Genomic DNA, 19,169 nt, shown 5'->3' with positions numbered 1-19,169 from the left:
TCAGATCGCTGAGCCAAGTTGGAAGATGGGCAGGTACATCGCAACCACCAGGCCACCGACGATAACACCCAGCACCACCATGATGAACGGCTCCATCAGGCTGGTGAGGTTATCGACCATGTTGTCCACTTCGTCTTCATAGAAACTAGCGACTTTGTCGAGCATGTCATCCAGTGCGCCGGACTCTTCGCCAATCGCGGTCATCTGGATCGCCATGTTCGGAAAGATACCGGAGGCGCGCATGGAAAAATTCAGCTGCATACCGGTCGACACGTCCTGCTTGATGCGCAGCACTGCACGCTTGAACACGATGTTGCCGGTAGCGCCGGCCACCGAATCCAGGGCTTCCACCAGTGGCACACCCGCCGCAAAGGTAGTCGACAGTGTGCGGGCGTAACGGGCCACGGCGGACTTGTACATCAGCGTGCCAATCAGCGGCAGTTTCAGCAGCCAGGTGTCCATTCGGTCCCGAAAGCCTTGTGACGTTTTAAAGGCATGGCGCACGCCGAAGATGGCCGCGACCAGCACGCCAAGCATCGCCCACCACCAGTCCTGCATGAATTCCGAGAGGCCGATGACCATCACCGTGAAGGCTGGCAATTCGGCGCCAAACCCTTTGAACACCGATTCGAACTGTGGCACCACTTTGACCAGCAGAATCCCGGTCACAATGATCGCGACGAACACCACTGCCAGTGGGTAGGTCATGGCTTTCTTGATCTTGGCTTTGAGGCTTTCGCTCTTTTCCTTATAGGTCGCCACTCTATCCAGCAGGGTATCGAGGGCACCGGCCTGCTCGCCGGCATCGACCAGGTTGCAGTACAGCTCATCGAAATACTGAGGCTTTTTGCGCAGGGAAGCGGCGAAGCTGTTACCCGCCGCGACTTCCTGTTTTACCTCGTCTACCAGTGTGCGCATGGCCGGGTTATCAAAGCCTTCACCGATGATGTCGAAAGACTGCAACAGCGGTACGCCGGCCTTCATCATGGTCGCCATCTGCCGGGTGAACAGGGCGATGTCCTGGGCCTTGATGCGCTTGCCCAGGTTAAAAATCGAGGTGGACTTTTTACGTACCTTGCCGGGGGTGATGCCCTGCTTGCGCAATTGGGCCTTGATCAACGCCGGATTCTGGCCGCTCAATTCTCCCGTCATTTTCGTGCCTTTGCGGTCTGTGCCTTCCCAGGCGTAGACGCTGATTTTTGCTGCTTTGACCGCCATATTCAGTCCTTGGTGACCCGGTTGATTTCTTCAAGGCTGGTGATGCCTTGCATGGCCTTGAGCAGGCCTGACGTGCGCAGGTCGTTGAAACCGTCTTTACGCATCTGACTGTCGATTTCCAGTGAGTTGCCTTCGGCCATGATCAGCCGTTGCAGGGCCGGGGTATTCTTCACCACTTCATAAATCCCTACTCGCCCTTTGTAACCGTTGTTGCAGTGATCGCAACCGACAGGCTCATAGATCGTGAATGAGCCGATGCGTTCCTCGGGGAAGCCTTCCCTGAGCAGCGCCGCCCGGGGAATCTCGATGGGTTTCTTGCAATGGCTGCACAGCTTGCGTGCCAGGCGCTGGGCAATGATCAGGCTGATCGAGGTGGCAATGTTGAAACCCGCAATGCCCATGTTGTGCAGGCGAGTCAGGGTTTCGGCGGCGCTGTTGGTGTGCAGGGTCGACAGCACCAGGTGACCGGTTTGGGCGGCTTTGATGGCGATTTCGGCGGTTTCGAGGTCGCGGATCTCGCCGACCATGATCACGTCCGGGTCCTGACGCAGAAACGAGCGCAGCGCCTGGGCGAAATCCATTCCCTGTTTGGGATTGACGCTGACCTGGTTGATGCCCTCCATGTTGATCTCAACCGGGTCTTCGGCGGTGGAGATGTTGATGTCCACGGTGTTGAGAATGTTCAGCCCGGTGTAGAGCGACACGGTCTTGCCCGAGCCGGTGGGCCCGGTCACCAGAATCATCCCCTGTGGCTGCTTGAGGGCGGCCATGTACAGGTCTTTCTGATCGGGCTCATAGCCGAGGGCGTCGATGCCCATTTGGGCGCTGGACGGGTCGAGGATCCGGATCACCACTTTCTCGCCCCACAGGGTCGGCAGGCTATTGACCCGAAAGTCGATGGATTTGCTCTTCGACAGGCGCATCTTGATCCGCCCGTCCTGGGGCCGGCGCCGCTCGGAGATGTCGAGGCTGGCCATGACTTTCAGCCGCGCGGCGATGCGATTGGCCAGGTGAATCGGTGGCTTGGCGACTTCACGCAAGATACCGTCGGTGCGCATCCGCACGCGGTAGGTTTTTTCGTAGGGCTCGAAATGCAGGTCGGAAGAGCCGCTTTTGATCGCGTCCAGCAGCATCTTGTGGACGAAGCGCACCACAGGCGCGTCATCGGCATCCTGTCCGGCGATGGCGTCCTGTTGATTGTCATCGATCGACTCGATGTCCACACCATCGAGGTCAACGTCGGCCATGTCTTCCAGGCCGGTGCCTTGGGTATCGAAGAATTTTTCGATGGCGTCGCTGAGCTTGTCGTCCTCCACCAGGATGGCTTCAGTATTCAGCCCGGTGCTGAACTGGATGTCATTGATGGCTTGCTGATTGCTCGGGTCGGAAACGCCCACAAACAACTTGTTGCCGCGCCGCCAGAGGGGCAGCGCGAGATGCTGGCGAATCAGCTTCTCGCTGACCAGACCCTTGGGTTGGACTTCCTTGTCCAGACAGTTGAGGTCGAGCAAGGCCATGCCGAAGTGTTCCGAAGCGATCTCGGCGACCTGGCGACTCTTCACCAGTTTGTTCTGCACCAGATAACTGACCAGGGAGATTTTGTTGCGTTGGGCTTGCTGATACGCCTGTTGCGCGCTTTTGTCAGTGAGCAGCTCGGCCAGGACCAATTGCTTGGCCAGACCGCTAAGGGCGATGTCATTCATTGGGATACCGGACGCAGACAGTTCATGACTTATAGCCTAGTCAAGGGAAGGAACCAAACCAGCGGCGTTCAGGTGACAAAAAGTGTCAGATAGTGCGGATTCTGGGGGTAGGAAAGGGCGTTGCACTCGGCTCACGTCCCGGCCAACAGGGGGCGCGGCGCTTGGCATGGGCTGTGCTGCGGCTAGTTCAGATCATGAGATTTCGACTCATGCATGGAGCTTGTCTATGAAGACTCAAAAAGGTTTTACCCTGATCGAGCTGCTGATCGTGGTGGCGATCATCGGGATTCTGGCGACGTTTGCGTTGCCGCAGTACTCCAAGTATCAGGCCCGGGCCAAAGTCACGGCCGGCCTGGCTGAGATCAGCGCGTTGAAAGTGCCTTTCGAAGACATCATCAACCAAGGCACCGATCCCACCCTCGCCCTGATCGGTGGTACGGCGACCACGGGTAATTGCACGGTTACGGCGTCGGGTACCGCCACTACCGGTGCGGGTACTATTGGCTGCACGATCCTCAATGCACCAGGACCAGTACTCAGTAAAACCATCACGCTTACGCGCACACTCGCCGGTGGCTGGACCTGTGCCACCACGGCTTTACAAGAGTACGCTCCTAAAGGCTGCACCGGCGCCTGATCTACATTACCAGGCATAGCCAATGCCCCGCGTTTCACGACGTGGGGCATTTTTTGGTTCGCTGTTCGGGGAAAAATCGAGTAATTGAGAAAACTTCCAACAATTCATGGCCTTAGGCCTGCGGAAAAACCCGCAACTTGCATGTCGATAATTTCGAAGTCATGCATTTTGCATGATTTCGAAAATCAGGTGATTTTGTAAGCTATTGATTTATATGTATTTGTTGGTTGTCTCAAACTTGGCACAGCGTTCGCACTATCTCCAGTAACCCTGCTGACAAGACACGCAGCAGACTTTATGAAAAACAGGAGTTACTCGTATGAAGAAGTTCGCTATCGCTGCCGCTACTGCTACCGCGTTGACCCTGACCATGGCCAACGTCGCATTTGCACAGACCACCCAAGCCACCCAGGCTCCGATGACTCTGGCGGCGGGTGAAGTCACCAAAGCCAAAGAAGCTACTTCCGATACCTGGATCACCACTAAAGTCAAAGCCGACCTGGTGACGGAAAAAGGCATTCCTGGCACCGACATCAAAGTCGAAACCAACAAAGGCGTAGTGTCTCTGTCGTCCACCGTTGCGGTAACTGACGCTCAGAAAGCCACCGCCGTGGCGATCGCCAAGAAAATCAAAGGCGTCCAGGCGGTCTCCGCTGACGGCCTGAAAGCCGAGTAAGGCAAGACTTCTCGCCTGGACTGGGAGAAGGCGCGACAGGCGGGCCGAGCAATACGTCTGCCGCCCCAGGAGAGTTCATGCGAAAGGCCATAAGGATGTGGCCATTACAGGCCCCGGACATTCGTGTCAGGGGCCTGTTCTATTTGTGAGCGACGCAAAACCAAATGTGGGAGCGAGCTTGCTCGCGATTGCTGACTAACATTCGACACCTATGTTGAATGAAAGACCGCTATCGCGAGCAAGCTCGCTCCCACATTGACTGGGGTCTACATAAGATTGTGGGGGACTCAGTTACCGCGCTTGCTGGTGATCTGCTTCAAACGATTACCTTCAAAGCGCAGGTACTGGTACATCCCGCCGTTGGGTCCGTAGGTCCATTCCTCGACTTGAAACTCTTCCCGCCGGTTGGCGCTGCGCTTGTAGCCCAACAGATCACGGCTGACCGGTTCTCCACATTTCTGCAGCACTTCGCTGGACCTGTCCCCGACACTGACCAATTGACTGCCGCAGCGCAGGGTATCCGCCGCCGAGGCCTGACAGGCGGCCATCGCCAGAGCCAGGCTCATCAGCCATTTCGCGCACATCACTCGGCGTCCAGATGCAGCGGCGTAACCACTCGACCGTCACTTTCCGCTTCGCCGAGGTTAGCGTCGATGAAGTACACGCGGTCATCGGCCAACTGACCCTTGTCGACCAGATAATCCTTGATGCTGCTGGCGCGCTCCTGACCCAACTGACGCAACAGCACGTCGCTGGAACTCCAGAACTTGATCACGTATTCGCGCATTTTTACCGTGCGTTCTTCCTTGCCAAGATCCTTCCACTCGGCGGGCGGCTGCGTCTTCAGACGCGTGCGGTAGATCCCTTCCAGTAGCGGACCTTTCTCGTTATCCGGTACTGCCAGCAATGAAGCCTGAGCCGGCACCTTGTCACCGCGACGCTGGAGCATTTTGTAGTAGTTGTACTGGTATTCCCGTTCCAGACGTTGCTCGGCGATCAGCGGGCCATCGCTGCTGGCGGCCGCCGTGCCTTCGATTTCCAGACGCAGGGCCGGACGTTCCTTGAGGGCCTGGGACAGTTTGACCAGCGAGCCCTCGGCCTCCTTGCTCAGGTCGCTTGAACCCGGAGCAAACGACACAGAGCCCAAATCTTCCGAACCGCCGCCACTGACCAGTCCGCCAATCATTTTGAACGGTGCTGCGGCGGCTTTGACGATCAGGTTGCGCAAGGTCTGCCAGACAATCGGCATGATGCTGAACTGCGGGTTGTTCAGGTCGCCGGTCACCGGCAGTTCGATGGAAATCTTGCCGTCGACGTCCTTGAGCAACGCGATCGCCAGTTTCAGCGGCAGGCTCACGGCGTCCGGACTGTCGACTTTCTCACCCAGTTGCAGCTGTTCGACCACCACTTTGTTTTCGGCCTTGAGCTGGCCCTTGGTGATCAGGTAATGCAGGTCGAGATTGAGCCGGCCCTTGCGGATGCGGTAACCGGCGAACTTGCCGGAGTAGGGCGTGAGCGTGGTCAGTTCAACACGTTTGAAACTGGTGGCGATATCGAGGCTGGCCATCGGGTCGAACGGGTTGACCGAGCCCTTGATGGTGACCGGTGCATAGCGGTCGACTTTGCCTTTGATATCGACGCTGGCCGGTTTCGCCTGACGGCTGTCGATGGTGCCGATTTGCCCATTGAGCTGTTGAATGGCCGTGGCGAAATTCGGGGTCAGGCTGAAGTCGGCGAAGTTGGCCGAGCCGTCATTGATGGCAATGCCACCAATGTGGATGCCCAGCGGTTTTTCCTTGCTGACAGGTTTGGCGGCAGCCGTTTTGGCGCCTGAGTCGGCCGGTTGCGGGATCAGCAGATCATCGATGTTGGTGGTGCGGTCATCGTTGATCATGAAGCGCGCATAAGGCTGGAACAGGTTGACCTTGTCGATCGACAGGCTGTCGCCGTGCTGATAGTTCAGGCCTTCGAGCACCAACTGCTGCCACTTGAGGAAGTCGCGGGTTTTGAGGGTGTCGAGGGTATGCAGTTGATCTACCTGAGCACGGCCGGTGACGCTGAATGCCAGCGGCTCGGTGCTTTTCAGATCGACCGCCAGATCGCTGCCGAGCATGCCGCTGCGCAGTTCCAGACGAATGAACGGGTTGATATAGGACTGGGCGACGCGCAGGTCGATGTCCTTGGTTTGTACGTTTAACCTGGCGCTGACCGGGGCCAGATTGACGATACCGTCTGCCGTGATCTTGCCTTGCTTGCCCACGCCCGTATCGAGCTTGAGGTTGAAAGGCGAGCCATTGAGGCTGTCGAAATTCTGCAGGTCCAGGTTCAACGGGCCGACATCCAACGCTACGGCGGGTTGCGCTTTGCGGTCAGCCAGATGCACCTGGTAATTGCGCAGTTGCACGTCTTTGAGCAGCACCTGCCATGGCTTGCTCGGTGGCGCCGGGGCGGGTTTCGGTGAATCGGCGGCTGCCGGGGTGCTGGCCGGTTCGGCCTTGGCTTTGACGGCTGCTTTGGACGGTTGGCTGGCGAACAGTTTCTGCCAATCGAGTTGCCCGTCGGCCTCGAGGGCGGCCCAGGTTTCCAGTTTCTGGCTGCGGATCTTGCCGACGACCACTTGCTGCTTTGCCAGGTCGACGGTGGTTTCACTGATGTCCAGACGCTCGAGTTTCGCCAGCGGTCGACCGTCTGGTGCTTTGATCGCGAACGGCGCGATGCTGACGGCGACGTTGCTCAACAGCAGTTCGGTTTCCTTGGCCAGGTTGAGTTTGTAGTCGGTGCTGAGGCTCATGACGCCGTCTTCGAGCACCAGTGGCACCGAGTCGCGCACATAGGGCCAAAAGGATTTCATCTTGCCGTTGGTGATCTTCAGCTTACCTTCGGAGGCGATCGGGATCAGGCTGAAATTGCCGGTCCAGTCGATCTGTCCACCTGCCGGGCCGATGGCCACCAAGGTCATGTCGGCACTGTCTTCAGGCAGGGTACTGAGGTTTTTCAGTTCGAAGTCGAGTTTGTCGTAGAGAAATTCGATGGGTTCGCTGGGGCGTTGATCCTGGAAGTGCACAACACCGCCGGCCAGTTTGATCCGCTCGATGCGCAACGGGAACGGTTTGGCGTTCGGGTCGGCGGGCGTCGGCTCGCTGGCGGGGATTTTGAACAGGCCAAGCAGATTGAGCTTGCCGTCCTTGCCGAAGAGGATTTCGGTCTTGGGTTTGTCTATTTCGATATCGGACAGGTGCAGCGCCTTGGTCCAGAGGCTGTCGATCTGCAGGTTGGCGTACAGGCGTTCGAAGCCAACCTGTTCCTTACCCGGCTCGCCGATGATCAGGCCCCACAGGGTCACTTCAAGGCTGAACGGGTTGAGTTCGATCCGCTGAATCGTGGCGGGCGTCGTCGCGTAGTTGGCCAATTGTTGGTTGGCCACCCGTAACGCGATGCCCGGCAAAATCAGAAACCCCAGCAGGCTGTAGAGGGCTAGAGCGGTCAACAGAGCGCCAATAGCGCGAATCAATCCTTTGGGCATGTGTGGCTTCATCTGTCTGAATCGGAGTGCGTTGGAGTATGGCACGCGTTTCCGGTTCCGAAGTGATCAAGCTTTATAGGAATTATCTGATTTTTCGGACGAATCTCAGAGTTGCAGAATCAGGGTTTTCAGCGGCGGCTGCTCATCCATTGACGGAAAATCGCCGCCCGGTTTCATCACTGTCCACTCGCGCACCGGCCGGCCGGCTTTCTCTGCACAACGCAAAACCTGATCGCGCCAGTCGTCCATGCTGACTTTTGCCAGGTTGTTGCAGCAGATCAACACGCCATTGTCGGCGGTGGTCAGCAATGCCGGCTTCAGCAGGCTCTGATAGTCGCGCAGCAAGTCGACGGTGCCGAAAGCACTCTTGGCCCAGGCCGGCGGGTCCAGCAGCACCAGGTCGTACTGACGCTGTTCCAGACGCTGATAGCTCGGCAGTTTTTGCCCGCGGCGCTGGCTGATCGGCAGGCCGGCCAACTGGCGAATCGCCGGGAAATAGTCGGACTGGATGAAGTCCATGGTCGGCAACTGGGGATTGAGCAGGCCGTTCTCACGGCCGACGGCCAGGTTGCCCTCAGCGAAGTCGAGGTTGCAGACTTCGCTCGCACCACCGGCCGCTGCACTCAGGCCTACGCCACAGGTGTAGGCGAACAGGTTCAGCACGCTTTTGTTTTTGCTGTGCTGCTTGACCCAACCGCGCGTGTTGCGCAGGTCAAGAAACAGCAGCGGATCCTGGCCGGCGTGGCGGCCGCGAACCCGGTAGTTCAAGCCCCATTCGTGACCGATCAAGTCTTGCAGGGCGGCCTCGTCGGCGTGGTAGACGGTGTCTTCACGGTCGATACGCGAGTTGCCCCGGGAGCGATCGTTGTAGACCAGCAGCGTTTCGAGGCCCAGGTGCTGATTGATGGTGTCGTGCAGTTGCAGCAGCGCATCTCGTTCCAGCGACTGGTGAAAGCTTTGCACCAGCAATTGCGGGCCGTAGCGGTCGATCGTCAGGCCGCCAGCGCCTTCCTGGCTGCCGTGGAACAGGCGATAGCAATCGGTGCCTTGCTGATGCAGTTCGGCCAGCAGGTCCTGACGACGATCGAGGGCGGCGCGCAGCGCCTGATTCAAGGAAGACATGCTGGGCGCCTTGCAGGAGGGAATTTGGCGCGGGAGTTTAACAGCTTGGGCCGGAACCGAGGTGATGCCATCGCGAGCAGGCTCGCTCCCACAGAAAATCTCTATTGTTTGAAAATTTATGCTCGACACAAATCCACTGTGGGAGCGAGCCTGCTCGCGATGCTTTTGGGGGCAATCAGGTCAACAACCCCATCCGTCGTTTGGCCCGGTGCACCGAGCCGTTACGCACCGCCCAACGCATCATCGGCACGCTGCGATTGATGCTGGCGCGGATCAGCTTGCGTTGCAGCGGGCTCTGGCTGACGCCCAGCATGTCACTGGCCCAGTCCGGCAGCAGGTCGATCCCGGCCTTCATCATCAAACCGCCGAAAGGTCTGGCCAAACGGCTGGGGGACGGGGCGTTCAACAACAGCCGTAACACCTCTCGACTGCGCTCATCGCACAGCAGCTGTGGGCGAACTCGTTCAAGGTAATCGGCAATTTCCTGCCGCGAACGCGGCACGTCACGGGCGCCGAGCCGTTCGGCGACCAGCGCGATTTCCGCGTAGTAACGGTCCTGATCAGCAAGGGAAAGGTTGGGGTTGCGGTAACGCAAATGGGCCGCGAGGAAGTTGCTGACTTCGGCCACGTGCACCCAGGTCAACAGATCGGGATCGCTGGCGGCGTAGGGCCGGCCATCCGGTGCCGTGCCGGTCACTTGCAGGTGGATGGTGCGGACTTTCTCGATCAGCCAGTCGGCGTCCTTTCGCGAACCGAAGGTGGTGCCGGAAATGAACTGCCCGGTGCGGCGCAGTCGACCGATCATGTCCTCGCGGAAATTCGAATGGTCCCAGACCCCGGCCAGGGCCAGTGGATGCAGTGCTTGCAGCATCAGGGCGCTGATGCCGCCGATCAGCATGCTGCTGAAATCGCCATGCACTTGCCAGCTCACCGAATCGGGGCCGAACAGGCCGGGATCACCCTTGGGGTTTTCCAGGTCGAGCTTGCCCAGAGACAGCCCGGTCAGGCTCATGATCTGGGTTTCGATGCGGGTTCGAATGAATTCCATGGCGGCTCAGTGACGGAAAAGGAGGCGCGGCCATTAACGGCCGCGCAGGCTTTTGAAACAAGCGATTATTGGTTCAGGCGTTTATCGACCAATTCCTGGACCACGCTCGGGTCAGCCAGGGTCGAGGTGTCGCCCAGGCTGTCCAGTTCGTTGCAGGCGATCTTGCGCAGAATGCGCCGCATGATCTTGCCCGAACGGGTTTTCGGCAAGGCCGGCGCCCACTGGATCAGGTCCGGTTTGGCGAAGCTGCCGATTTCCTCGCTGACGTGAGCCAGCAATGCTTTCTTCAGTTCGTCGCTGGGCTCGGTGCCGTTCATGGGGGTGACGAAGGCGTAGATGCCCTGACCCTTGACGTCGTGCGGGTAACCGACCACCGCCGCTTCGGCGATGCTGTCGTGCAGCACCAATGCGCTTTCCACTTCCGCGGTGCCGATGCGGTGCCCGGAGACGTTGATCACGTCGTCGATGCGCCCGGTGATCCAGTAATCGCCATCCTCATCGCGCCGGGCACCGTCGCCGGTGAAGTAGTAACCGGGGTAGGGCTTGAAGTAGGTGTCGACCATTCGTTGCGGGTCGCCGTAGACGCTGCGGATCTGCGCCGGCCAGCTGGACTTGATCGCCAGCACGCCGCTGCCGGCGCCTTTGATTTCCTTGCCCACTTCATCGAGCAGCACCGGTTGCACGCCGAACATCGGTTGCGTGGCGCAGCCGGGTTTGATCCGTTGAGCGCTGACCAAAGGGCTGAGCATGATGCCGCCGGTTTCGGTCTGCCACCAGGTATCGACGATCGGACAACGCTGTTCGCCGACGGCATTGAAGTACCACTCCCACGCTTCCGGGTTGATGGGCTCACCGACACTGCCGAGTAATCTGAGGCTCGCGCGGGAAGTTTCCTTCAACGGTTCGGGGCCTTCACGCATCAGGGAGCGCAGGGCGGTCGGGGCGGTATAGAAAATGTTCACATGGTGCTTGTCGATCACCTGCCAGAAGCGCGAGCTGCTCGGGTAGCTCGGCACGCCTTCGAAGATCAGCGTGGTCGCGCCATTGGCCAGCGGACCGTAGACGATGTAGCTGTGGCCGGTGACCCAGCCGACATCGGCGGTGCACCAGAAAACTTCGTTGTCGCGGTAATCGAGCACGTACTTGAAGGTCATCGCCGCTTGCAGCAGATAGCCGCCGGTGGTGTGCAGCACGCCTTTGGGTTTGCCGGTGCTGCCGGAGGTGTAGAGGATAAACAGCGGGTCTTCGGCGTCCATCGGCTCAGGTGGGCAATCGTCGCTGACGTCACGCAGCGCCTGGTGATACCAGATGTCCCGGCCCTCGACCCAATCCACTTCGCCCTGAGTGCGCTCGACCACGATGACGGTGCTGACGTTCGGGCAACTGTGCAGCGCCTTGTCGACCTTTTGCTTGAGCGGCACGACTTTACCGCCGCGCACGCCTTCATCGGCGGTGATCACGGTGCGGCAGTCGGCATCGAGAATCCGGTCACGCACAGAGTCCGGAGAGAAACCACCAAACACCACCGAATGCACCGCACCAATGCGCGTGCAGGCGAGCATGGCGTAGGCGGCTTCGGGGATCATCGGCATGTAGATGCACACGCGGTCGCCTTTCTTCACGCCACGGCTTTTGAGCACGTTGGCCAGGCGACAGACGTTGTGATGAAGTTTTTTGTAGCTGATCTGCACGGATTCGGCAGGGTCGTCGCCTTCCCAGATGATCGCGATTTGATCGCCGCGCTTTTCCAGGTGACGGTCGATGCAGTTGTAACTGACATTCAACTTTGCGCCGGCGAACCAGCTCGCCTCACCGGTTTTCAGGTTATAGCGCTGGACGGTATCCCACGGCTTACTCCAGTCGAGAAAGCGTGTGGCCTGTTCGGCCCAGAAGGTGCTGGGGTGTTCGATGGATTGGCGGTACAGGCGCTTGTAGTCGTCTTGACTTAATTGTGCAGCCCGGCGGACGGCATCGGCTTGAGGGAACGTGCTGATATCGAACATGACGGTTCCTTATTCTTGTTTTGCGACAAGTAATAAAGATGCGCCCTGCGAATATCGAGTTCAAGGTGTACATAGAACCAATGTGGGAGCGAGCTTGCTCGCGATGGCGTCGTGTCAGTCAACTTCAATGTTGAATGACAAACCGCTATCGCGAGCAAGCTCGCTCCCACAGGGGGTAACAAGTGCAGTGTCAGATCACCCGCGGTGACGACCGCGGAAGTAGTTGATCAAGCCTTGGGTTGAAGCATCGTCAGCCGGGGTTTCTTCGCTGCCGACCAGGCGGTTGTAGACGCCTTTACCCAGCTCTTTGCCCAGCTCCACGCCCCACTGGTCGAAGGCGTTGATGCCCCAGATCACGCTTTGCACGAAGACTTTGTGTTCGTACATCGCCACCAATGCGCCGAGACGACGCGGGCTGATGCGTTCGACCACCAACGTATTGCTCGGACGGTTGCCCGGGATCACCTTGTGAGGCGCGAGTTTCTGCACCTCTTCTTCGCTCATGCCTTTGTCGCGCAACTCGGCTTCGGCCTCGGCAAGGGTCTTGCCCAGCATCAGCGCCTGGCTTTGCGACAGGCAGTTGGCGTACAGCCACTGGTGGTGGTCGGAGACCGGGTTGAAGCTGACGATCGGCACGATGAAGTCCGCCGGGATCAGTTGGGTGCCCTGGTGCAGCAACTGGTGATACGCATGCTGACCGTTGCAGCCCACGCCACCCCAGATCACCGGGCCGGTGTCGGTGGACACTGGCGTGCCGTCCTGACGCACGCTCTTGCCGTTGGATTCCATGTCCAGCTGTTGCAAATGCTTGGTGATGTTACGCAGGTAGTGGTCGTACGGCAGGATCGCGTGGCTTTGCGCGCCCCAGAAATTTCCGTACCACACGCCGAGCAACGCCAGCAGCACCGGCATGTTCTGTTCGAAAGGCGCGCTCTGGAAATGCTGGTCCATGGTGTAGGCACCGGACAGCAGTTCCTTGAAGTTCGACATGCCGATGGCCAGGGCGATCGGCAAACCGATGGCCGACCACAGCGAGTAACGGCCGCCAACCCAGTCCCACATCGGGAAAATGTTTTCTTCGCGAATACCGAACGCCACTGCCGCTGCGTTGTTGCTGGAGACGGCGATGAAGTGACGGTACAGCTCGGCTTCGGAACCACCCTGAGCCAGGTACCAGGCGCGTGCGGCCTGGGCATTCTTCAGGGTTTCGAGGGTGTTGAAGGATTTCGACGAAACGATGAACAGCGTGGTTTCGGCGCGCAGTTTCATGGTCAGTTCGTGGAACTCACTGCCGTCGATGTTCGCCAGGTAATGGCAGCGCACGCCTTTCTGGGCGTAGGACAACAGCGCTTCGGAGACCAGCTCCGGGCCGAGGAACGAGCCACCGATGCCGATGTTCACCACGTCAGTGATCGGCTTCTCGGAGTAACCGCGCCACAAACCGTCGTGGATACGGCCCACGAGGTCGGTGATCTGGTTCAGGACCTTGTGCACTTCCGGCATCACGTTGACGCCGTTGACCTTCAGCTTGTCGCCGACCGGACGGCGCAGGGCGGTGTGCAAGGCCGGACGACCTTCGGAGGAGTTGACGATTTCGCCTTCGAACAGCGCTTTGATCGCGCCCTGGAGGTCGACTTCGTTAGCCAGGCCCACCAGCAGATCGCGGGTCTGGGCGTTGATCAGGTTCTTCGAGTAGTCGAGAAACAGGCCGCAGCTGCTGAGGGTGAATTGGGTAAAACGCTGCGGATCGGCATTAAAGGCTTCGCGCATGCTGAAGTCTTGCATGGCTTGGCGGTGGTCATTCAACGCTTGCCAGGCGGGCAGAGCGGTAACGTCTTGGGGGGTGCGGTAATACGCCATCGCTGCGGGTTTCCTTTTTACTTGAACGGCCTTTTGAACACTAAAAATACCGGAGCGCTGTGGGTGGGCGTCCGGTCAACTGCGTCGACACGATTTCATGACACAGGGCGAATACAGTAAACCTCGCGCTGCGATCTGTCTTGACTTTGTCTGACCCGTTCCCGGTACTTTTTTATACATCGAGCAGGGAACGGTCCGACAAACGGAAGGGGGAGGGGCTAAGACGGGATCAGGCGACCTGAACCGGAATGGCATTGCTGGTGTGGCTCAGTTCATTACCCGGCGTCATGTAGAGCATGCGTGGCTTGAAGTTGAGCAGCTCGGCTTCGCTGTAGTGGGCGTATGCGCAGATGATCACGCGATCACCGACCTTGGCCTTGTGTGCGGCGGCACCGTTGACCGAGATCATGCGCGAGCCTTCTTCGCCACGTATCGCGTAGGTGGTGAAGCGTTCACCATTGTCGATGTTGTAGATCTGGATCTGTTCGTACTCACGGATGCCGGACAGGTCCAGCCATTCGCCGTCGATGGCGCAAGAACCTTCGTAATCGAGTACAGCGTGGGTGACTTCGGCGCGATGCAGCTTGGCTTTGAGCATGATGGCGTGCATGAGTGTTTCCCCGGGTCGGAATCGAACGGCGGGCATTGTGCCCAAAGGCTTGAGGGCCAGCAATACGGTCTGGAAGCGACGTAGATCTAATGTGGGAGCGGGCTTGCTCGCGAAGAGGCCATCACATTCAACATCATCGTTGACTGTCAGACCGCTTTCGCGAGCAAGCCCGCTCCCACAGTGGTTTTGTAGCGTTTATGCGGGCGCGTCGAGGTTCAGATGCAGGTTATCGATCAACCGCGTAGTGCCCAGGAACGCCGCCACCAGAATCACCAGATCCCGATCTTCCGCCGTTGCCGGGCGCAAGGTCAGCGCATGACGAATCTCCAGATAATCAGAACGGAAACCAGCCGCTTCAAGCTGCTTGATCTGCGCACCGATCAACGCCGGGAAATCCCGTTCGCCCTGTTTGATCGCGTCGGCAATCTGGCTCAAACCGCGATACACAACCGGCGCAACGGCCCGCTGTTCTTCGCTGAGGAAACCATTGCGCGACGACAGCGCCAGGCCATCGGGTGCACGTACCGTCGGTTCGCCGATGATCTGGATCGGCATGTTCAGGTCATGCACCAGGGCGCGGATCACCGCCAGTTGCTGGAAGTCTTTCTGGCCGAAGATCGCCAGGTCCGGCTGAACCATGTTGAACAGCTTGGTGACCACCGTCGCCACACCTTCGAAATGCCCGGGACGGCTGGCGCCGCAGAGGCCTTCGGAGAGTTGCGGAACGCTGACTCGGGTCTGGCCGACCATGCCGTCGGGGTACATTTCTTCAACAGTTGGCGCGAACAGCAAGTGGCAACCGGCCTGGAGCAGTTTCTCCTGATCGGCTGCGAGGGTGCGCGGGTACTTGTCGAGGTCTTCGCCGGCGCCGAACTGCAACGGATTGACGAAAATGCTCGCGACCACGAAATCCACTCGTTGGCTGGCTTTAGTCACCAGTGCCACATGACCGCTGTGCAGGTTGCCCATGGTCGGCACGAAGCCGATGCGCTTGCCTTCGCTGCGGGCACGGGCCACGGCGGCCCGCAATTCGCGTACGGTTTTTACGGTGTTCATGCAGAGAATCCGTGTTCGATACCAGGGAAAGTCGCCGCTTTGACTTCAGTGACGTACGCACCGAGCGCCGCTTGAATGTTTTGTTGCCCGGCCATGAAGTTCTTCACGAACTTCGGCACACGGCCAGTGATCGACAGGCCGAGCATGTCGTGCAGAACCAGTACCTGGCCGTCGGTGCCACTGCCGGCGCCGATGCCGATCACCGGGATTTTCACCGCCTGGGTGATCTCTTCGGCCAGTTCGCTCGGTACGCATTCGAGCAGCAACATCGCCGCGCCGGCCTGTTCCAGGGCGATCGCATCGGCACGCATCTGCCGCGCCTGGTTTTCGTTGCGACCCTGGACTTTGTAACCGCCGAGGATATTCACCGATTGCGGTGTCAGCCCCATGTGCGCGCACACCGGGATACCGCGTTCGGCCAGCAGACGGATCGAGTCCGCCAGCCACAGCGCACCTTCAACCTTGACCATGTGCGCACCCGCCTGCATCAACAGGGCACTGTTGGTCATGGCTTGTTCGGTGGTGGCGTAGGCCATGAAGGGCAGGTCGGCGAGGATCAACGCATCGGTGTTACCGCGTTTGACGCACGCCACGTGGTAAGCCATTTCAGCGGTGGTGACCGGCAGGGTGCTGTCGTGACCTTGCAAAACCATGCCAAGGGAGTCGCCCACCAGCAGCACTTCGACACCAGCCTCATTGCAGGCGTGGGCGAAGGTCGCGTCATAGCAGGTCAGCATGGTGATCTTTTCACCTTTTTGCTTGAGACCTTGCAGAGTGGTCAGGGTGATGGCTGGCATGAAAAGTTCCTCATTCAGGCGCTGTGGAAACTACTGCGAGTAACGCGCGTGATTCTTCGTTAAATACAGGCGCACGGTCTGTTGTCGTGCTTTTAAGGCCTGGATTGCGCCCTTCAACGCCGTGTTGGCGGCAGCGGGACGCCTATAGTCGTGAGGAGAACTCGGGAAGTCAATTGCGTGTGTTACCGCATTGTTACGCGTGGGGTGTTACCGGGGTAACTGATGCGATTCAGCAACTACCGATCTCATGTTCGACACAAAACCAATGTGGGAGCGAGCTTGCTCGCGATAGCGGTGGATCAGCCGGCATCAATGTTGAATGACAGGCCACTATCGCGAGCAAGCTCGCTCCCACAGGGTGATGGTGTCAATTTTGGGGGAGGCGTTCCAACCCGACGAACGGGCAGGCAGCGAGCAAATCACTCAGGCTGCGGCCATCGGCCAGACGCAAATCCGCAGGCGCCAGTTCGGCCAGTGGATACAGAACGAAAGCTCGTTCCTGCAGATGGTAGTGAGGCACCTTGAGGCGAGGTTCATCGATCAGCCGATCACCGAACAGTACGATGTCGAGATCCAGCGTACGCGGCCCCCAGCGTTCAAGGCGCTCGCGGCCCTGCCCGTTCTCGATGGCTTGCAGCGCATCAAGCAGCGCCAGCGGCGGGAGCGTGCTGTCGAGGGCGGCAACCGCGTTGGTATAACGCGGTTGGCCGGGCAGCAGCGAGTCGCTCTGATAAAATCCGGAAACCCCGATCAATTCGGTTTGCGGCAACTGTGCCAGCGCGTCGATGGCGCTGCGCAATTGTTCGGCGGGGTCAGCCAGATTGCTGCCCATGCCGATGTAGATGCGTTCCATGGATTACTCGCCCGTGGCGCTCGGTGCACCGGCGGTGCGTTTGCGCTTGGCGCCACCGCTGCGGCGACGTTTGCGTGGAGCGCCAGTGCCGTCATCCTTGCCGCTGAGGTCGCGGATCATGTCGCGACGTTCGCTGTCGTTGGCGTCCTGATAATCCGTCCACCATTCGCCCAGGCCATCAGTCTGTTCGCCAGCGCTTTCGCGCAGCAGCAGGAAGTCGTAACCGGCACGGAACCGTGGGTTGTCCAGCAACAGGTCGGCGCGCTTGCCGCTGCGGCGTGGCAAACGCTCTTGCATGTCCCAGATCTCGCGGATCGGCATGGTGAAGCGCTTCGGAATCGCGATGCGCTGGCACTGTTCGGCGATCAGTTCATGAGCCGCTTCCTGCATCGCCGGAATCGGCGGCATGCCACGTTCTTGCAGACGCAATACACGGGCTGGCAGGGCAGGCCAAAGCAGGGCGGCAAACAGGAACGCCGGGGTCACCGGTTTGTTCTGTTTGATCCGCAGATCAGTGTTGATCAACGCTTCGCTGATCAGCGTGTGGGTGTACGTCGGGTTGTATTCCAGCGCCTCGGCACTGGCCGGGAACAGCGGATCGAACAGCTGCAGGTCGACCAGCATCTCGAAGGTGTCCGCGGCATGGCCGGAGAGGAACAGCTTGAGCACTTCTTCGAACAGGCGGGCCGATGGAATCTCGCGCAGCATCGGCGCCAGCTCACGGATTGGCGCGGCGCTGTGTTTTTCGATGCCGAAATTCAGCTTGGCGGCGAAACGCACGGCTCGCAGCATCCGTACCGGATCTTCCTGGTAGCGTTGCTTCGGATCGCCGATCAGGCGGATCAGGTGATTGCGGATGTCGTGTACGCCGTTGGCGTAGTCGAGGATGCGCTCGCTGACCGGATCGTAATACAAGGCGTTGATGGTGAAGTCGCGGCGTTGCGCGTCTTCTTCCAGCGTGCCGTAGACGTTATCGCGCAGGATGCGCCCGCTCTCGTTACGGGAAGACTGGTTGCTGTCTTCCTCTTCATCGTTTTGCGGGTGATTGGCGCGGAAGGTCGCGACTTCAATGATTTCGCGGCCAAAGTGGATGTGCACCAGCTTGAAGCGACGACCGATGATCCGCGCGTTGCGGAATTCGGCCCGCACCTGTTCAGGTGTGGCACTGGTAGCGACGTCGAAATCTTTTGGCGTGATGCCGAGCAGCATGTCACGCACACAGCCGCCGACCAGATAAGCCTGGTAACCGGCGTTCTGCAGGCGTTCGACGATATTCACCGCGTAGCGACTGAATTGGGCCTTTTGCAGCGAATGTTGGCCGCTGTTGAGCACTTCAGGCGTACTGCGAATGTGTTGCGTATGACGCTTGGGAGAACGGAATGACTGGAACAGCTTCTTCAGCATGGGATGCACTGTTTGAAGGAATGTTCGGCCAAAACGAAGAATGACCGCATGATGGGCGGGGATTCTAGCATTTAGTCGGGGGATGGTGTAGGAAGCTGCGCAAGCGCTTGAAGGGAGGGTTTGTAGCGGGTCCAAACGGCAGAAACTACAAGGGGAGCCGAAGCTCCCCAAGAAAGTAGTTGCATGCTCTATTTTTATTTTTGATTCGGGCTTTTTGTTTTTGTTAAGTGCCCTCGCCATGAAGTTTTTCCTTCATGACCCTCCCAATCGGGAGCCAAGAGCAAACGGATTGCTTTGGTCGCTGTGTTGCAGTGATCTTGCGATCCAACCAGTGCAGGCTCTGTCTTGTGACAGTTTTTGTTGTTCTCGGCCTGGTCGCGGGGCAAGCCCCAAATACAACGCCTCTCCAAAAGAATCAGTTAGCTGCGCCTCTCGCCGTCTTGTTTTTATTGTGCGTGAGTCGATACGTCTTATTTTTATTGTCTTGTGCATTGCTTGTTATTGTTCTTGTACCAAACATATAGCAGGGTGCGTGCCAACTTTTGCGAGACCCAGTAAAACAAGGGGTTAGGCCGGCTGATGAGGTTTTCAGAGGCCAAAAAAAACCGGGGCTTCGTTACCGTAAGCCCCGGCTTCTGTTACGTGAAAAAACTGAGGTA

At 58.8% G+C, this 19,169-nt stretch carries 15 protein-coding genes; 2 read left to right on the top strand and 13 right to left on the bottom strand.

What is annotated here, in order from left to right; genetic code table 11:
- Positions 1-1,218, bottom strand: coding sequence for a type II secretion system F family protein (locus ACYZTZ_RS23590; RefSeq protein ID WP_461999863.1), 1,218 nt, complete (start codon positions 1,216-1,218; stop codon positions 1-3).
- A gap of 2 nt (positions 1,219-1,220) precedes the next feature.
- Entirely contained in the window at positions 1,221-2,921 is a 1,701-nt protein-coding gene (gene pilB / locus ACYZTZ_RS23585; protein ID WP_461999862.1) for a type IV-A pilus assembly ATPase PilB, read from the bottom strand.
- 226 nt (positions 2,922-3,147) lie between these two features.
- Between pilB and ACYZTZ_RS23580 the strand changes: the two genes are divergently transcribed.
- Together ACYZTZ_RS23580 and ACYZTZ_RS23575 are read left to right on the top strand one after the other, a co-directional pair.
- Positions 3,148-3,558, top strand: coding sequence for a pilin (locus ACYZTZ_RS23580; protein ID WP_461999861.1), 411 nt, complete (start codon positions 3,148-3,150; stop codon positions 3,556-3,558).
- Between the two features lie 319 nt (positions 3,559-3,877).
- Positions 3,878-4,234 carry a BON domain-containing protein gene (locus ACYZTZ_RS23575; protein WP_461999860.1) on the top strand — a complete coding sequence of 119 codons (357 nt, stop codon included), beginning with the start codon at positions 3,878-3,880 and terminating at the stop codon, positions 4,232-4,234.
- A gap of 287 nt (positions 4,235-4,521) precedes the next feature.
- Here the strand turns inward: ACYZTZ_RS23575 and ACYZTZ_RS23570 are convergent, their stop codons facing one another.
- From ACYZTZ_RS23570 to ACYZTZ_RS23520, 11 genes are all read right to left on the bottom strand, one after another.
- Positions 4,522-4,818 carry a DUF2845 domain-containing protein gene (locus ACYZTZ_RS23570; protein ID WP_461999859.1) on the bottom strand — a complete coding sequence of 99 codons (297 nt, stop codon included), beginning with the start codon at positions 4,816-4,818 and terminating at the stop codon, positions 4,522-4,524.
- The gene (locus ACYZTZ_RS23565) at positions 4,818-7,769 is read right to left on the bottom strand and encodes a DUF748 domain-containing protein (protein ID WP_461999858.1); all 2,952 of its coding nucleotides are present in this window, start codon (positions 7,767-7,769) and stop codon (positions 4,818-4,820) included. The genes ACYZTZ_RS23570 and ACYZTZ_RS23565 overlap by 1 nt, the downstream gene beginning before the upstream one ends.
- Before the next feature lie 93 nt (positions 7,770-7,862).
- Positions 7,863-8,879 (bottom strand): class I SAM-dependent rRNA methyltransferase, encoded by a 1,017-nt coding sequence (locus tag ACYZTZ_RS23560; protein ID WP_461999857.1) that lies wholly within the window; start codon positions 8,877-8,879, stop codon positions 7,863-7,865.
- 175 nt (positions 8,880-9,054) lie between these two features.
- Complete coding sequence (locus tag ACYZTZ_RS23555; RefSeq protein ID WP_461999856.1) at positions 9,055-9,927, bottom strand: oxygenase MpaB family protein; 873 nt, start codon at positions 9,925-9,927, stop codon at positions 9,055-9,057.
- Between the two features lie 65 nt (positions 9,928-9,992).
- Positions 9,993-11,930 carry an acetate--CoA ligase gene (gene acs, locus ACYZTZ_RS23550; protein ID WP_461999855.1) on the bottom strand — a complete coding sequence of 646 codons (1,938 nt, stop codon included), beginning with the start codon at positions 11,928-11,930 and terminating at the stop codon, positions 9,993-9,995.
- Between the two features lie 195 nt (positions 11,931-12,125).
- On the bottom strand, positions 12,126-13,790 hold the full coding sequence (gene pgi, locus ACYZTZ_RS23545) for a glucose-6-phosphate isomerase (RefSeq protein WP_076029727.1): 1,665 nt from the start codon (positions 13,788-13,790) through the stop codon (positions 12,126-12,128).
- Positions 13,791-14,019: 229 nt separating this feature from the next.
- Positions 14,020-14,400 (bottom strand): aspartate 1-decarboxylase, encoded by a 381-nt coding sequence (gene panD / locus ACYZTZ_RS23540; RefSeq protein WP_461999854.1) that lies wholly within the window; start codon positions 14,398-14,400, stop codon positions 14,020-14,022.
- A 195-nt stretch (positions 14,401-14,595) separates the two neighbouring features.
- Positions 14,596-15,456, bottom strand: coding sequence for a pantoate--beta-alanine ligase (gene panC / locus ACYZTZ_RS23535; RefSeq protein ID WP_461999853.1), 861 nt, complete (start codon positions 15,454-15,456; stop codon positions 14,596-14,598).
- Entirely contained in the window at positions 15,453-16,253 is an 801-nt protein-coding gene (gene panB / locus ACYZTZ_RS23530; protein ID WP_033054352.1) for a 3-methyl-2-oxobutanoate hydroxymethyltransferase, read from the bottom strand. Before panB ends, panC begins: the two co-directional genes overlap by 4 nt.
- Positions 16,254-16,620: 367 nt before the next feature.
- Positions 16,621-17,106, bottom strand: coding sequence for a 2-amino-4-hydroxy-6-hydroxymethyldihydropteridine diphosphokinase (gene folK / locus ACYZTZ_RS23525; protein WP_461999852.1), 486 nt, complete (start codon positions 17,104-17,106; stop codon positions 16,621-16,623).
- Between the two features lie 3 nt (positions 17,107-17,109).
- Positions 17,110-18,510: a polynucleotide adenylyltransferase PcnB gene (locus tag ACYZTZ_RS23520; protein ID WP_008153304.1), complete on the bottom strand. Its 1,401-nt coding sequence runs from the start codon at positions 18,508-18,510 to the stop codon at positions 17,110-17,112.
- Positions 18,511-19,169 lie beyond the last annotated feature (659 nt).

This window comes from Pseudomonas sp. LB3P58, from assembly GCF_054897895.1.
This window is presented reverse-complemented; position numbering and strand designations above follow the sequence as displayed.

Excerpts from the sequence above, each read along its gene's own strand:
- ACYZTZ_RS23590 (WP_461999863.1), bottom strand. The coding sequence starts at position 1,218 with ATGGCGGTCAAAGCAGCAAAAATCAGCGTCTACGCCTGGGAAGGCACA.
- pilB (WP_461999862.1), bottom strand. The coding sequence starts at position 2,921 with ATGAATGACATCGCCCTTAGCGGTCTGGCCAAGCAATTGGTCCTGGCC.
- ACYZTZ_RS23580 (WP_461999861.1), top strand. The coding sequence starts at position 3,148 with ATGAAGACTCAAAAAGGTTTTACCCTGATCGAGCTGCTGATCGTGGTG.
- ACYZTZ_RS23575 (WP_461999860.1), top strand. The coding sequence starts at position 3,878 with ATGAAGAAGTTCGCTATCGCTGCCGCTACTGCTACCGCGTTGACCCTG.
- ACYZTZ_RS23570 (WP_461999859.1), bottom strand. The coding sequence starts at position 4,818 with ATGTGCGCGAAATGGCTGATGAGCCTGGCTCTGGCGATGGCCGCCTGT.
- ACYZTZ_RS23565 (WP_461999858.1), bottom strand. The coding sequence starts at position 7,769 with ATGAAGCCACACATGCCCAAAGGATTGATTCGCGCTATTGGCGCTCTG.
- ACYZTZ_RS23560 (WP_461999857.1), bottom strand. The coding sequence starts at position 8,879 with ATGTCTTCCTTGAATCAGGCGCTGCGCGCCGCCCTCGATCGTCGTCAG.
- ACYZTZ_RS23555 (WP_461999856.1), bottom strand. The coding sequence starts at position 9,927 with ATGGAATTCATTCGAACCCGCATCGAAACCCAGATCATGAGCCTGACC.
- acs (WP_461999855.1), bottom strand. The coding sequence starts at position 11,930 with ATGTTCGATATCAGCACGTTCCCTCAAGCCGATGCCGTCCGCCGGGCT.
- pgi (WP_076029727.1), bottom strand. The coding sequence starts at position 13,790 with ATGGCGTATTACCGCACCCCCCAAGACGTTACCGCTCTGCCCGCCTGG.
- panD (WP_461999854.1), bottom strand. The coding sequence starts at position 14,400 with ATGCACGCCATCATGCTCAAAGCCAAGCTGCATCGCGCCGAAGTCACC.
- panC (WP_461999853.1), bottom strand. The coding sequence starts at position 15,456 with ATGAACACCGTAAAAACCGTACGCGAATTGCGGGCCGCCGTGGCCCGT.
- panB (WP_033054352.1), bottom strand. The coding sequence starts at position 16,253 with ATGCCAGCCATCACCCTGACCACTCTGCAAGGTCTCAAGCAAAAAGGT.
- folK (WP_461999852.1), bottom strand. The coding sequence starts at position 17,106 with ATGGAACGCATCTACATCGGCATGGGCAGCAATCTGGCTGACCCCGCC.
- ACYZTZ_RS23520 (WP_008153304.1), bottom strand. The coding sequence starts at position 18,510 with ATGCTGAAGAAGCTGTTCCAGTCATTCCGTTCTCCCAAGCGTCATACG.